The sequence below is a fragment of the Solimonas flava DSM 18980 genome, from assembly GCF_000426685.1.
In the GTDB taxonomy this organism is placed as follows: domain Bacteria; phylum Pseudomonadota; class Gammaproteobacteria; order Nevskiales; family Nevskiaceae; genus Solimonas; species Solimonas flava.
In genome coordinates this window covers 1-12,641 of the sequence record NZ_AUFV01000016.1, presented here as the reverse complement: position 1 = coordinate 12,641, position 12,641 = coordinate 1, and the positions used below count along the sequence as shown (strand labels likewise).

Below are 12,641 nucleotides of genomic sequence, written 5' to 3'. Positions count from 1 at the left end.
GCGCGCCTACGGCGCGCCGAGCAGCGCCAGCATCTCGAACAGCGAAATGATGCGGTAAGCGGGCGGATCGGCGAACACGGCGGCGGACAGCGGCTGGCGCGAGATCGCGCGCAGACGGCCGGCGCCGGCGTAGGCGGGATCGCCGAAGCTGCCGGCGTAGCGCAGCGGCAGGCCCGGCAGTCGCGCCAGCGGCAGCCACGGCCCGCCGGTCTGGCGCAGCAGCGCCATCGCCGCCTGCAGCGTGCGCGCGTCGGCGGCGTCGAGGCCGAGGTCCGGATAGTCCGCCAGACACAGGCTGCGCTGTTCGCCGCTGTCGAGCTTTTGCGTGTAGAGGGTGCAGGCAATGCCGGCGACGCGTTCGCGCGCGCCGGTCTTCGCGTACGGGATCGCCGCCTCGCGCCGCGACTGGCGCAGCAGCGCTTCGGCTTGCGCGCGCTGCTCGGCATCGAGACCGCCGAGCGCCAGCTGCAGCAGCGGCTGCGCCGCCGGGTCGGCGGCGCCGTCGAGGCCGGCGATCAGCTGTTGGGCCTGCTCGGCGGTGGCCGTCGCCAGCGCCCGCGCCTGCGGGTTGATCTGGGTCAGCGTGCGCGCCGACGGGTCGACGACCACGTAGTGATGGCCCGGCGCGTAGGCGATGTCGATGCGCAGCTTGCCGCCGCCGACGAACAGGCGGCCCTGCGGCGCGTCGTTGCCGGCATCGACGTAGTCGAGCGTGGCGTCGGCACGGGCCGGCGGGGCGAGAGCGGCGCCGAGCAGGGCGGCGGCGAGGAGCGCGCGAAGGTTCATCGCGCGCAGTGTGCCGGGCGCGCCCGCACCGCCGCTGAACGCGGCGGCGCGGGGCGCGGCATCAGAGCTTGGTCCTGGCGGCGGTGCGGTACAGCAGCCAGGCGACGGCGGCGAGCACGACGAGGCCGACGGCCTGGCCGAACTGCAGGCCGGCCGGCAGCGCCAGCACGTCGGCGCGGCCGGAGACCACGATCGGGATCGCGATCAGGATGCCGGTCAGCGCCTCGCCGGTGATCAGCCCCGCCGAGAACAGCGTGCCCGGGCGGTGGATGCGATCCCTGGCGTCGTGATCGTCGATGCGCACGCCGTGCTTGCGCTCGACCAGATGCGCGAGCAGGCCGCCGAGGAAGATCGGCACCATCAGTTCGAGCGGCAGGTAGATGCCGATCGCCGCGCCGAGCACCGGCACGCGGAAGTGCGTGCCGCGCGCCTTGAGGAATTCGTCGAGCGCGATGACCAGCGCGCCGATCACGGCGCCGATCGCGATCATCGTCCACGGCAGCTGGCCGCCGAACAGACCCTTGGCGACCGAGGCCATCAGCGTCGCCTGCGGCGCGGCGAGCGGATTCGGATGCTCCGGCGTCGGCGCGCCGATGCCGTAGGCGGCGGCGAGCAGGTTCAGCACCGGCGCCATCACCAGCGCGCACGAGAACGCGCCGATCGCCAACATCAGCTGCTGCTTCCACGGCGTGGCGCCGACCATGTAGCCGGCCTTGAGGTCCTGCAGATTGTCGCCGCCGACCGCGGCCGCGCAGCAGACCACGGCGCCGATCATGATCGCGGCGACGGCACCGATCGGCGAGCCGCGGCCGAGCAGCAGCAGCAGGACCAGCGAGGCGAACAGGATGGTGGCGATGGTGATGCCGGAGACCGGATTGTTCGACGAGCCGACGAGGCCGGCGAGGTAGCCGGACACCGACACGAACAGGAAGCCGGCGACGATCATGATGATCGTCATCGGGATCGCGACCGACCACTGGCCGACGATCTTCTGGTAGAGGAAGGCCAGCGGCAGCACGAACAGCACCAGCGCGACCAGCATCCATTTCATCGGCAGGTCGCGCTCGGTTTCGGCGATGACGGCGCCGCTGCCCTTGCGCGCCGCGGCGAGTCCGGAGCGGATGCCGGAGACCAGCGACTTGCGCAGCGAGAACAGCGTCCAGATGCCGCCGATCAGCATCGTGCCGACGCCGAGGTAGCGGATCTTCGCCGACCAGATCGCGTAGCCGACGGTCTCCGCGTCGGCGCCGGCGATGCGTTCGGCGAGCGCCGGATCGCTGCCGAGGAAGAAGGCGTGGTAGATCGGAATCGCGAACTGCCAGGACAGGATCGAGCCGGACACCACGACGATGCCGACATTGAGGCCGACGATGTAGCCGACGCCGAGCAGGGCCGGCGACAGATTGGTGCCCATGAACGCGAAGTAGCGGCCGAAGAACGTGGCGCCGATCGCGGCGTCCGGGATCGCGCGCAGGCCGGACGCGGCGGCGAGCTTGACCAGCGCGCCGATCGCGCCGGCGAGCGCGAGGATCCGGATGCCCGGGCCCGGATTCTCGCCGGCCTTCAGCACTTCGGCGGCGGCCTTGCCTTCGGGGAAGGCGAGCGGCTCCTCGACGATCATCGAACGGCGCAGCGGCACCGAGAACAGCACGCCGAGCAGGCCGCCGAGGCCGGCGATCGCCAGCACCCACGAATATTTGAAGTCCTGCCAGTAGCCGAGAATGATCAGCGCCGGGATCGTGAAGATCACGCCGGCGGCGATCGACGAGCCGGCCGAGGCGCCGGTCTGCACGATGTTGTTTTCGAGGATCGACCCGCCGCCGAGCACGCGCAGCACCGCCATCGACACCACCGCCGCCGGGATCGCCGTCGCGATCGTCAGGCCGGCGAACAGGCCGAGATAGGCGTTGGCGGCGGCGAGAATCATCGCCAGGATCACGGACAGGATGACCGCGCGCAGCGTCAGCTGCGGAACGGCCGGCGCGGGTGCGCTCATTATTTTCACTCCCAATCGGATGCAGTCGGAACGCGGCCGGCAGGCGGCTGCAATGGCGCCGATTGTGTCATGGCTCGCCGCGGTGATGAGCCCTTCGGCGCGCGCCTGGGGGATTTTCCCGCCGCGAATGCGCGAACCGGACGCGCGCTCAGCCGCCGTGCGCGTTGATCTCGTCGACCTGGCCGTTGAGCGTCCAGTAGTCGTAGAGGATGCCGATGCCGAACAGGCCGACGGTGCACAGGTAGATCAGACCGGTGACCCATTTGCCGAGATAGAAGCGGTGGATGCCGAACACACCGAGGAAAGTCAGCAGCAGCCAGGCGACCGAGTAGTCCTTCGGTCCGCTGCGGTAGCGGATGTCGGCGTCGCGATCCATGCCGGGAATCAGGAACAGGTCGACGATCCAGCCGACGAAGAACAGGCCGAGCGTGAAGAACCAGATCGTGCCGCTGATCTGGCGGCCGTAGTAGAAGCGGTGCGCGCCCATGAAGCCGAAGATCCACAGGACGTAGCCGAGCAGCAGGCTATGGCTCTTCGAATCGTTCATCGCGTTCTCCGTATCGGTTCAGGGGGTGGTGCAATGCGCCAGCGCGAGGCTCTGGTCGAAGACGATCTTCCAGACTCCGGGCGCTTCGCGGCGCCAGATCGAGCTGAAGCCGCCGATGCGCTTGCCGTCGGGATCATGCACGGGTCCGCGGCTCATGGCGAGCGTGCCGGACGCGAGCACCTCGACCTGCGTTGGCTGCCACGAGAACGGCGCCGCCGCTTCGGCAAAGTAGGCCTTCCAGCCGGAGAGCACCGCGGCCTTGCCGCGCAGCGGCTCGCAGTCGCTGCCGACGAAGATCGCTTCGTCGGCGACGAAGCTGCCGAACGCGGCGAAATCGCGGTCGGCCATCGTGCGCGCGAACGCGCGCTCGGTGTCGGCGACGTCCTCGCGCGGGCTGCGCGTCTCGCCGGCCGCGGCGGCGCAGGACAGCACACAGAGCGCGGCGGCGAGGCCGGCGCGGAGCGACAGATGCATGACAGACCTCCCAAACGGCAACGGCGCCGAAGGGCGCCGTGGCGGGCACTATAGCGTGCGCGCCGCGGGTCTGTGCAAGGCCGGCGCGAGGCGCGGCTCAGACGTCGAGATAGCGCACGCCGGTGGCCTCTTCGGACCACTGCCAGAGCCGTGCGCCGAGCGCGGCGTCGTGCGCCTCGGCGCGCGCTTCGACGCGGCGCGGCGCGCCGCGCAGTTCCTTGAAGCCGGACGGCCCGAAATAGTCACCGCCGCGCACGTCGGCGGCGGTTGCCGCGTACAGCGCCGGCAACGCGCCGCCCGCCGGCGGCTGCGCGAACAGACGCGTCGACAGGCGCATGAAGAACGAGCCGAAGTCGGGATTGGTCGCCGTGTAGCCCGGATGTGCGGCGAGCGCGACGATCGGCGAGCCGGCGCGGCGCAGGCGGCGGTCGAGTTCGAACGTGTAGACCAGCGCCGCGAGCTTGCTGGCGCCGTAGGCGTCCATCTCGCGGTACGGCCGTCGCTCGAAATGCGGATCGTCGAGATCGAGGCCCGGGGTCAGACGGTGCGCGAGACTGCCGGTGCCGACGACGCGCGCCGCCGGCGCACGACCGAGTGCGTCGAGCAGCAGGCCGGTCAGCGCGAACGGCGCGAGCTGATTGGTGCCGAGATGGGTTTCGAAGCCGTCGTGCGTGCGGCCCTGCGGCACCATGATCGCCGCCGCGTTGTGGCACAGCAGATCGAGCTGCGGGTGCTCGGCGAGCACGCGCGCGGCGAACGCGCGCACCGAGGCGAGGTCGGCGAGATCGAGCGGCAGCGCCAGCAGTCGCGCCTGCGGCGCGGCACTGCGGATCGCGGCGATCGTCGCCTCCATGCGCGCGGGATCGCGGCAGCCGGCGACGACCGTCGCGCCGGCGCGCGCCAGCGCGGTCGCGAGCTCGCGGCCGATGCCGCGATTGGCGCCGGTGACCACGGCGGTGCGGCCGGCGAGCGGCGGAATATCGGACGGTGACCAGGAACGCGACATCGGCGGGTCCGTGTTGTGCGCGCACATGCGCGGGCGCATCGTGCGCAGCGCCGGCGACGGCCGCCTCGTGCGAACGGACGGGCCGCGTCAGGCGGCGATCGGCGCCGGAATCGCGCTCGCGCAGTTGCGCCCGTGCGTTTTGGCCTGGTACAGCGCGGCGTCGGCGTGGCGGACCCAGGCGCGCGTGTTGTGGGTCGCGTCGTCGCGCTGGGCGATGCCGATGCTCACCGTGCAGCTGGCCTTGAGCACCGCATCGAAGCTGGTTTCGATGACGCGGTGGCGGATGCGCTCGGCAACCTGCAGCGCGCCCGCCAGCGGCGTGCCGACCAGGAGCACCGCGAACTCGTCGCCGCCGTAGCGGCCGGCGACGTCGACGCTGCGGATGCTGTCGCGCACGATCGTGGCGACGCCGCGCACGACCTGATCGCCGGCGACCGGGCCGTGGCGGTCGTTGATGTTCTTGAACAGGTCGATGTCGATCATCAGCAGCGATGCCGTGCCGCCATGGCGGTGCATGCGCTCGAGTTCGGCCTCGACGGCGTCCTCCCAGTGCGAACGGTTCAGCAGGTCGGTCTGCGCGTCGTGACGGCTCTGCTCGGCGAGCTGCCGGTTCTGGCGGCGCACCTTGCGCACCAGGCCGTAGGTGGCGGAACTGACGGCGAGCGGATAGGCGATCAGCAGTGGCAGGCCGCCGACCACGACCGCCAGCGAAGCCTGCAATTCGATCGGGAAGCCGAGCAGCACGCCGGTGATCGCGGCGCAGGTGAATTGCGCCGCGGCGGTGCGGGCGAGAAAGCGCCAGCCGCCGACGGCGAGCTTGTCCATCGACAGCATCGTCGCCAGCAGCACGCTCGGCAGCAGCATGAAATGCATGATCGCGATCCACACGCCGCCGAGCGCCGAGTCGACGACCAGATTCTGGAACTCGGCCTGCTGCGGATGGGCGGCGTGGCGCGAGCGCCAGGCCGCCAGATGCGGCCAGATCAGACCATGCACGAGCATGCCGGCCCAGCTCAGCGGTCCGGTGCCGAGCTCGTGAAAGACAGAGGCGACCGCGCAGGCCCCGAGGCCGAGGCCGAGCACGCGCAGCCGATAGACGCGCTGCACGAAGCGTTGTTCGTCGGCATCGGCGCCAGGATCGCGCGCGTGGGTGGGGGAGTGCGGCATCGCCACAGTGTGACAGCCCCGATGGCGGTCGCACAGGGGATCGCGCCGTGCGCCGCGCAGTGGATCACAGGCGTTTCGCGCATGCCGCGCGTCGGTCCTGCGCCTGTCATGCATCTGCGCGCAAGCGCAGCGACGAGGCGAGTTCAGGGTCGATTCAGAGCCGGCGGGCCAAGGTGATCCGGCGCTTCGCGAGCGAAGCGCGTTTCGTCATTCCGGTTCAAGGAGGAATCTGCCCATGAAGTCGTCCAAGCTGATCTGGCCGTTGCTCGCCCTCGGCGGCGCCGCCGTCGCGCTGCCCGCCGCCGCTCAGGACTACGCGCAGAAGGAGCCTGGCTTTTTCGCCGGTGGCGGCGCGATCTACACGCGTGCCAAGAACGAGTTCTACAGCACCGCGGACTTTCCGACCGACGACGAGGACTTCGACGACGACCGCGTGTCGTGGAAGGCGCTCGCCGGCTTCCGCTTCAATCCGGTGCTGTCGATCGAGGGGCAGTACGTCGATTTCGGCGACGCCGAAAGCAATACGGCGCGCGCCGAGGCCGACGGCTGGACGGCGGCGCTGGTCGCCGACCTGCCGCTGCGCTACGTGCAGCCATATGCCAAGGCCGGCGCACTGTTCTGGAACACCGACGCGCACGTGCGCGGTGGCCTGAGCGACACGCTGCGTGCGAGCGACGACGGCACCGACTTCTTCTGGGGCCTTGGCCTGCGCGTGCCGCTCGGCGAGGCGGTCGACCTGCGCGCCGAATACGAGCGCTACGATCTCGACGGCGATCACGTCGAGACGCGGATCGACGCGGCGTCGCTGAACCTGCAGTTCAATTTCTGAGGCACGGCGGCGCGGGACCCCGGCGCCTGCATCCGGGTGAGCGGCGCGCGCCGATGGCGATCCGCCGACGCCGACGTCGGCGGATCGCCTATCGTGCGGCAGCGGATGCGGCTGCGATGATCGGGGCCCCTGCCGGCCGTCGCGCCGGTTCCCGCGAGTGCCTTGCATGCTCTTCCGCCAGTTCTTCGATCCGCTTTCCTCGACCTACACCTATCTGCTGGCGTCCGCCCCGGGACGCGAGGCGCTGATCGTCGATCCGGTCAAGGAGCAGGTGCCGCAGTACCTGCAGGCGGTCGAGCAGCTCGGCCTGCGCCTGGTGCGCGCGATCGACACGCACACGCACGCCGACCACATCACCGGCCTCGGCGATCTGCGCGATGCCAGCGGCTGCGTCACCGTCATGGGTGCGCAGACGCGCGCCGAATGCGTGTCGCAGCGCGTGGGCGACGGCGAGGTGCTGGAAGTCGACGGCCTGCGTCTGCAGGCGCTTTACACGCCCGGCCATACCGACGATTCGTTCAGCTTCGTGCTCGAACCCGGCCGGCCGCGCGCCGTGTTCACCGGCGACGTGCTGCTGATCCGCGGCACCGGCCGCACCGATTTCCAGAACGGTGATCCGCAGCGCTCCTGGGATTCGATCGTCAACCGCCTGTTCCGTCTGCCCGACGAGACGCTGGTCTATCCGGCGCACGACTACAAGGGCTGGACGGTGTCGTCGATCGGTGAGGAGAAGCGCTACAACCCGCGCATTGCCGGCCGCGGCGAGGCCGACTACGTCGCGCTGATGCGCGGACTCAAGCTCGCCAGCCCCAAGCTGATGGACATCGCCGTGCCGGCCAATCTCGCCTGCGGACAGCCGAAGGCAGCCTGAGCGGCGCGGCGCGGGCGTCCTGCTACGATGGCGCCCGCCGCCGCGGCGGCATTACACGAACGAAAAACCAGAGGAGCTTCCATGATCGGCTACACCCTGTTCGGCACCAACGATCTCGACCGCGCGGCGGCGTTCTACGATGCCTTGTTCGCCGAACTCGGCGCGCGGCGGACGATGCAGACCGAGCGTTTCGTCGCCTGGGGAACCAGCAGGGAGGCGCCCGGTTTCGGCGTCACCAAGCCGTACGACGGCCAGACGGCGACGGTCGGCAACGGCACGATGATCGGCCTGGCCGCCGATTCGCCGGCGACGGTCGACCGCCTGTATCGCAAGGCGCTCGAACTCGGCGGCCGCGACGAGGGCGCGCCGGGCGATCGCGGCGGCGGCTTCTACGCCGGCTATTTCCGAGATCTCGACGGCAACAAGCTGAACTTCTTCTGCATGAAGGGCTGAAGCGTCCGTGCCGCGGCCGGCCGCGCGCGACGGCGTCGCGCCGGTCGGGCCGTGTCGCGCACGGGCACGCGTTGCGCGCGTCAGTCGAGCAGGGTGTACGGCCCGCCGCGGTCCAGCGCGCGCAGATAGGCGGGCCGCGCATGGATGCGTTCGAGGAAGTCGGCGATGTGCGGGCAGCGGCCGCGCAGGCCGCCGCGCGCCGCGGCGGCCTCGCAGGGAAAGCTCATCTGGATGTCGGCGGCGCTGAACTTCTTGCCGGCGAACCAGCCGTCGCGGCCGAGTTCGCGGTCGACGTAGGCCAGATGCGTGTCGAGATTCGGCGCGATGAAGGCTCGCTCGACGCCGCGCACGATGAGGCGCGCCACCGGTCGCAGCAGCGCCGGCGTGCCCGGCGCGATGCGCCCGAACACCAGACGCATCACCAGCAGCGGCATCAGCGAGCCTTCGGCGTAGTGCATCCAGTACAGGTAGCGCAGCCATTCCGGCGAGCCGGCCGCCGGTTGCAGGCGGCCGTTGCCGTAGCGCGACAGCAGGTACTCGATGATCGCGCCGGTCTCGGCCAGCGTGACCTGGCCGTCGGTGATGACCGGCGACTTGCCGAGTGGATGCACGGCGCGCAGTGCCGGCGGCGCCAGCAGGGTCTTCGGATCGCGCTGATAGTGCCGCACCTCGTATGGCTGCCCGAGTTCCTCAAGCAGCCATAGCACGCGCTGCGAGCGCGAGTTGTTGAGGTGGTGGACGACGATCACGCCGACGGCAGCCAGTTCCAGAAGTCCGGCTGCGTGTTCAGCCAGTCGTGCGCGGCCTTCTTGGCGTCGTGGTCGAGCTCGTCGATGGTGAAGATCGGGCCCCAGTCGCGCTCGTCGGTTTCGATCTGGAAGCCGGCGGCCAGCGCCTCGCGCTTCAGGAATTCCAGATAGGCGCCGATCTGGCCGTCGTAGGTTTCTTCGGCTTCGCGGGTGTCGCCCTCGATCTTCAGCGCGGTGCGCCGGTGTGAGGGCAGGTGGACGATGATCTGGGCGCGCGGCATGCGGGTCTCCTGGCGGGCCGGCCGGGCGGAACGATGGCCGGTGTCGGCCGCAGTGTTCCGGCAAACGCCGGCGTCCGCAAGTCGCGTCGCCGCGTTGCGCGTCAGTCGCCGAAGTACAGCTGCGCCTTGATCTGCGCCTGCGGCGGCATCTGCAGGTAGTAGCCTGTTTCGCGCAGGCGCTCGATGACTGTGGCGGCATCGGCGCGCGCGAGACGGCGCTCCGGCGTCAGCTCCAGCTTCATCACTTCGGTCAACCGGCCGGTGCGCTGGCGCAGCGCTTCCGGAATGTCGTCGAGGCTGAGATCGGCGCGCAGGTAGAGATACATCTCGTCCTGCTTGGCACAACGGTAGATGAGACAGGGGGTGCGCATCGGCGCATTGTCCGCGAGCCGCGCGCGCTGCGGCAAGGCGCGGCTACGGCGGCGGCAGGCGCCAGACGTAGAGCGCGTTGCCGGGGCCGGCCTGGTAGGCGTTGCGGCTGCCGAAGGTGTCGTAGCCGGAATTGAGCAGCAGATTGTCGCCGGCGGCGATCGCCCCGACCGAATCGATCGTGCCTCCGTTGCCGGCGCTGCCGTCGACGCCGGTGACCGGCACCGCGCTCGCGTAGCGCCAGCGCTCGGTGCCGTCGCTGGCGCGCAGGGCGAGCAGCTCGCCGTCGAGTGCGCCGGCGAACAGCAGGTCATTGCTCAGGCTCAGCGCCGCCGAATAGATCGACGGTGTCGGCACGCCGTCGGCCAGATGCGTCGGATGCGTTTCCCACAGCAAGGCGCCGCTGGCCGCGTCGAGCGCGTAGATGCCCGGCCGCGCGCCCTCGACCGGCGTGATCTGCGCCTTTTCCAGCCGCTGCCCGATGCTGAGGCCCGAGCTTTTGCGCGTGGTGACGTCGCTGACCGCAACGTAGACGCGCGCCTCGTCGCTGGCCATGCCCCAGTGGATGCCGCCGAGCGTGCCGCCGGCGCCGACGCGGCGCGACCAGTTCGGCGTGCCGCGGTCCGGATCGAGCGAGTAGACGACGCCGTTCTTGGCGCCGGCGATCACCGCGTCGCCGGCGCTCGTGTGCACGAGCATCGGCGGCGCGCCGAAATCGAAGTCCGGCCCGCCCGGACGCACGCAGTCGAAACCGAGCAGCGCGTTGAGTTCGCAGCCGACGTTGAAGGCGTCGCCGGCGGTGGCCTGGAACGTCCACAGCGGCGCGCCGCTGTCGAGATCGAGCGCGAGTACCGCGTCGCTGTTGTCGGTCGTCGGCGGCGTCAGGTTCTGGCCGGTGCCGACGTAGATGCGGCGTCGCGCGAGATCGACGGCCGGCGTGCCCCAGAGGCTGACGCCGTTCGGCGCCATCTTGCCGCTGCCGAACTGGTATTTCGCGTCGGCGGTGGCGTGGTAGGTCCACAGCGTCGTGCCCGTGTACGGGTCGAGCGCCTGCAGCAGACCGTGGCTGCTGCAGCAGGGGCGCAGCAGCTCGACGATCGTTGACAGCACTTCCTTGCTCGATACCGGCACCAGCAGCTTGCCGTCGGCGAGTTGCGGTGCGCCGGTGATCATGTGGTGATCGCGCTCGGTGCCGAGAAAGCGCGACCAGCGCAGGCGGCCGTCGGCGGCGTTCAGCGCGTAGAAGTTGCCGTAGAAGTCGCCGGCCAGCACCAGCGCCGGCCGGTCGCCGTCGGGAGCAACGAAGTAGATCGCCGACGAGCGCACTGCGTTGCTGCCGACCAGCGGCGTGGTTTTGGCCGGAATCTCGTACTCCCAATAGCGGCAGCCGCTGCGCCGGTCGGCGGCGACGATCCGCCGCCCGGCCGAGAAGAACACCGCCTGCTCGGTGACGGCCGGCGTGCCGCGCTTTTCGGTGCTGCCAGCGGCGACGTCGATCCAGGCGAGCCGCAGCGTCGCCACATTGTCCGCGGTGATCGCCGAGGCATAGCGCCGCGTGTTGCGCCGGTCGGCGGCGAAGCCATTGGCGAGCACGGGAGCGGCGACGTCGAGCGCTTCGGCACAGGCGGCGGCCACCGCCGGCGGCGCGATGGCCGCCAGCGCCAGCGACAGGAGGGTGAAGACGAACAGGGGCTGGCGCATGCGGGGCTTCCGGCCGGAATGTGGCGCCACGATAGTCAGCGAATGCGTTCGCGCGGCGCCGTTCGTCGGTCCGCTCCAGTGTTGCGCGTCCGGGCGACAAGGGCGCGCGCTGATTTCGCACAGCGACATGCGCGCGTTCGCGGTCTCGGCGTGTCGACGGGGCTCGACGTGAGATCTATCGAGATGGCATGACGGATCGGCGAGGCTCCGCGACGCCCAGGTTCAGCGGCAGAACCGCCGGAGGCGGGATCATGGCGTAGACGGTCGGACCGTCCGGGAAACAAAGCCGATAGCCAGCGTGAGCGCGGCAAAGCTCGTTGCGAACGTGTGGCGCTCCCGGCGCGGATTTCCATGAAGGCTCGGCCTGCAACGCAGGCCCTCGACGAAGCCGAATGTACGGCTGCAACCACCTTCGTGCGCCAGCGATCAGCGATTCACTTCATCTGCGGGCTTGCGGGAGGAGTCCATGTAGGCATGGTTGGGCCACTGCACTCAGACCTGCGGCTCATTTCTTAAACAACTCAGGCATGACTCGACGCGCGATAGCCCATTCTCTCTTGTTGTCTAAGCACGACACAGTGACCTTGTACGGAGTAGATGCGCTGACGCTCATGTGAAACCCCTCCTCAGCCTCTCCCTCCCAGTTGCCCGCTCCGTACTTATCAACCAAGGATGCTTGCAAGCGAGGAGGCAGTGTGGCGATGAACTGTACGGCGAACTCTCGCGAAAGCCTTTTGCCTTCTTTTACTTCTTCAGGAGAATACTTGGCGCCGTCGGCAGGTAAGTGGTACGTCTTTTTAACTGCAACAACCTCTAATAGCTCTCGCTTTTCTGTATCCAGCCGAACCTCGTAACTGTCGAAACGAGGATCCGGTTCGGGAGCTTTGGCGACGTACCAAACCGAGGCGTAGTTTCCGTACAGCTTCTCACCCAGCCGAGAAGGTTTTGATCCGAAGGCGAAGCCATACACTCCGTCTGCTTGGCAGCAGTACGCAGGACCAGCAATGAGCAAAGACGCCGAGACTATTGCCGAACTGATCTTCATCGAGATGCCAACCTCCTAGGTGCCCAACGAGGCTGTAGAAAAACGCCGCGCGAGACACGGTTATCTGCGATCGCGTCTTCAGAGCGATTCATGGCGAAGGCGATGGCTCTGTCAGGCATGTGTTGTCTCGAAGCCCGTTTTGGATCGACTGACGATACTGCGCATGCACTCGCTTTCCAAGTGCATTCTCACGCCGCCTTGTCGCGCAGCTTCTGCACGTTGTGCACCAGCGCAAACAGCTTCCACTGCACATCGACTTTACGTCGTGAGCGCAGCGTGAAGCGCCGCAGATTGTGCGTGTGCAGATTGCCGAAGACGGGCTCGACGATGCCGAGGCGTCGGCTGTAGAGCAAGCGGCCTTCGCGGC

Annotated in this window: 15 protein-coding genes; 3 read left to right on the top strand and 12 right to left on the bottom strand. The window is 69.3% G+C overall.

All coding sequences use genetic code 11. From position 1 onward, the window contains the following. Nucleotides 1-6: 6 nt before the first annotated feature. The 6 genes from K343_RS0115915 to K343_RS0115890 all read right to left on the bottom strand — a co-directional run bounded on the left by K343_RS0115915 (nt 7) and on the right by K343_RS0115890 (nt 5,976). Nucleotides 7-786 (bottom strand): hypothetical protein, encoded by a 780-nt coding sequence (locus tag K343_RS0115915; protein WP_028008920.1) that lies wholly within the window; start codon nt 784-786, stop codon nt 7-9. Between the two features lie 61 nt (nt 787-847). Further along, on the bottom strand, nt 848-2,782 hold the full coding sequence (locus K343_RS0115910) for an OPT family oligopeptide transporter (RefSeq protein ID WP_028008919.1): 1,935 nt from the start codon (nt 2,780-2,782) through the stop codon (nt 848-850). A 148-nt stretch (nt 2,783-2,930) separates the two neighbouring features. Next, nucleotides 2,931-3,329: an NINE protein gene (locus tag K343_RS0115905; protein ID WP_020650748.1), complete on the bottom strand. Its 399-nt coding sequence runs from the start codon at nt 3,327-3,329 to the stop codon at nt 2,931-2,933. Nucleotides 3,330-3,347: 18 nt separating this feature from the next. After that, a complete protein-coding gene (locus K343_RS0115900; RefSeq protein WP_028008918.1) occupies nt 3,348-3,803 on the bottom strand; it encodes a YybH family protein in 456 nt (151 codons plus the stop codon). A 97-nt stretch (nt 3,804-3,900) separates the two neighbouring features. Beyond that, entirely contained in the window at nt 3,901-4,809 is a 909-nt protein-coding gene (locus K343_RS0115895; protein ID WP_028008917.1) for an oxidoreductase, read from the bottom strand. A gap of 87 nt (nt 4,810-4,896) precedes the next feature. Beyond that, nucleotides 4,897-5,976, bottom strand: coding sequence for a sensor domain-containing diguanylate cyclase (locus K343_RS0115890; protein ID WP_028008916.1), 1,080 nt, complete (start codon nt 5,974-5,976; stop codon nt 4,897-4,899). Nucleotides 5,977-6,211: 235 nt separating this feature from the next. On the opposite strand from K343_RS0115890, the gene K343_RS22505 reads away from it, so the two are divergent. The 3 genes from K343_RS22505 to K343_RS0115875 all read left to right on the top strand — a co-directional run bounded on the left by K343_RS22505 (nt 6,212) and on the right by K343_RS0115875 (nt 8,129). Continuing rightward, nucleotides 6,212-6,805, top strand: a complete 594-nt coding sequence (locus K343_RS22505) for an outer membrane beta-barrel protein (RefSeq protein WP_051278566.1) — start codon at nt 6,212-6,214, stop codon at nt 6,803-6,805. 166 nt (nt 6,806-6,971) lie between these two features. Then, complete coding sequence (locus K343_RS0115880; protein WP_028008915.1) at nt 6,972-7,676, top strand: MBL fold metallo-hydrolase; 705 nt, start codon at nt 6,972-6,974, stop codon at nt 7,674-7,676. An 81-nt stretch (nt 7,677-7,757) separates the two neighbouring features. Then, nucleotides 7,758-8,129, top strand: coding sequence for a VOC family protein (locus K343_RS0115875; RefSeq protein WP_028008914.1), 372 nt, complete (start codon nt 7,758-7,760; stop codon nt 8,127-8,129). 80 nt (nt 8,130-8,209) lie between these two features. Here the strand turns inward: K343_RS0115875 and K343_RS0115870 are convergent, their stop codons facing one another. The 6 genes from K343_RS0115870 to K343_RS25335 all read right to left on the bottom strand — a co-directional run. Further along, complete coding sequence (locus K343_RS0115870) at nt 8,210-8,878, bottom strand: glutathione S-transferase (RefSeq protein WP_028008913.1); 669 nt, start codon at nt 8,876-8,878, stop codon at nt 8,210-8,212. Beyond that, nucleotides 8,875-9,159 carry a hypothetical protein gene (locus K343_RS0115865; RefSeq protein WP_028008912.1) on the bottom strand — a complete coding sequence of 95 codons (285 nt, stop codon included), beginning with the start codon at nt 9,157-9,159 and terminating at the stop codon, nt 8,875-8,877. Before K343_RS0115865 ends, K343_RS0115870 begins: the two co-directional genes overlap by 4 nt. 101 nt (nt 9,160-9,260) lie before the next feature. Further along, entirely contained in the window at nt 9,261-9,530 is a 270-nt protein-coding gene (locus tag K343_RS0115860; protein WP_043112968.1) for a YcgL domain-containing protein, read from the bottom strand. Nucleotides 9,531-9,573: 43 nt separating this feature from the next. Further along, nucleotides 9,574-11,229, bottom strand: a complete 1,656-nt coding sequence (locus tag K343_RS0115855) for an outer membrane protein assembly factor BamB family protein (protein WP_028008910.1) — start codon at nt 11,227-11,229, stop codon at nt 9,574-9,576. Between the two features lie 505 nt (nt 11,230-11,734). Next, nucleotides 11,735-12,274 carry a hypothetical protein gene (locus K343_RS24665; RefSeq protein ID WP_154662615.1) on the bottom strand — a complete coding sequence of 180 codons (540 nt, stop codon included), beginning with the start codon at nt 12,272-12,274 and terminating at the stop codon, nt 11,735-11,737. Nucleotides 12,275-12,462: 188 nt separating this feature from the next. After that, nucleotides 12,463-12,641, bottom strand: a 179-nt coding sequence (locus K343_RS25335) for a transposase (protein WP_211226323.1), incomplete at its 5' end; no start/stop codon positions are given.

Coding starts and splice junctions, on each gene's coding strand:
- K343_RS0115875 (WP_028008914.1), top strand. CDS start 7,758: ATGATCGGCTACACCCTGTTCGGCACCAACGATCTCGACCGCGCGGCG.
- K343_RS0115855 (WP_028008910.1), bottom strand. CDS start 11,229: ATGCGCCAGCCCCTGTTCGTCTTCACCCTCCTGTCGCTGGCGCTGGCG.
- K343_RS24665 (WP_154662615.1), bottom strand. CDS start 12,274: ATGAAGATCAGTTCGGCAATAGTCTCGGCGTCTTTGCTCATTGCTGGT.
- K343_RS0115890 (WP_028008916.1), bottom strand. CDS start 5,976: ATGCCGCACTCCCCCACCCACGCGCGCGATCCTGGCGCCGATGCCGAC.
- K343_RS22505 (WP_051278566.1), top strand. CDS start 6,212: ATGAAGTCGTCCAAGCTGATCTGGCCGTTGCTCGCCCTCGGCGGCGCC.
- K343_RS0115910 (WP_028008919.1), bottom strand. CDS start 2,782: ATGAGCGCACCCGCGCCGGCCGTTCCGCAGCTGACGCTGCGCGCGGTC.
- K343_RS0115860 (WP_043112968.1), bottom strand. CDS start 9,530: ATGCGCACCCCCTGTCTCATCTACCGTTGTGCCAAGCAGGACGAGATG.
- K343_RS0115900 (WP_028008918.1), bottom strand. CDS start 3,803: ATGCATCTGTCGCTCCGCGCCGGCCTCGCCGCCGCGCTCTGTGTGCTG.
- K343_RS0115880 (WP_028008915.1), top strand. CDS start 6,972: ATGCTCTTCCGCCAGTTCTTCGATCCGCTTTCCTCGACCTACACCTAT.
- K343_RS0115905 (WP_020650748.1), bottom strand. CDS start 3,329: ATGAACGATTCGAAGAGCCATAGCCTGCTGCTCGGCTACGTCCTGTGG.
- K343_RS0115895 (WP_028008917.1), bottom strand. CDS start 4,809: ATGTCGCGTTCCTGGTCACCGTCCGATATTCCGCCGCTCGCCGGCCGC.
- K343_RS0115915 (WP_028008920.1), bottom strand. CDS start 786: ATGAACCTTCGCGCGCTCCTCGCCGCCGCCCTGCTCGGCGCCGCTCTC.
- K343_RS0115865 (WP_028008912.1), bottom strand. CDS start 9,159: ATGCCGCGCGCCCAGATCATCGTCCACCTGCCCTCACACCGGCGCACC.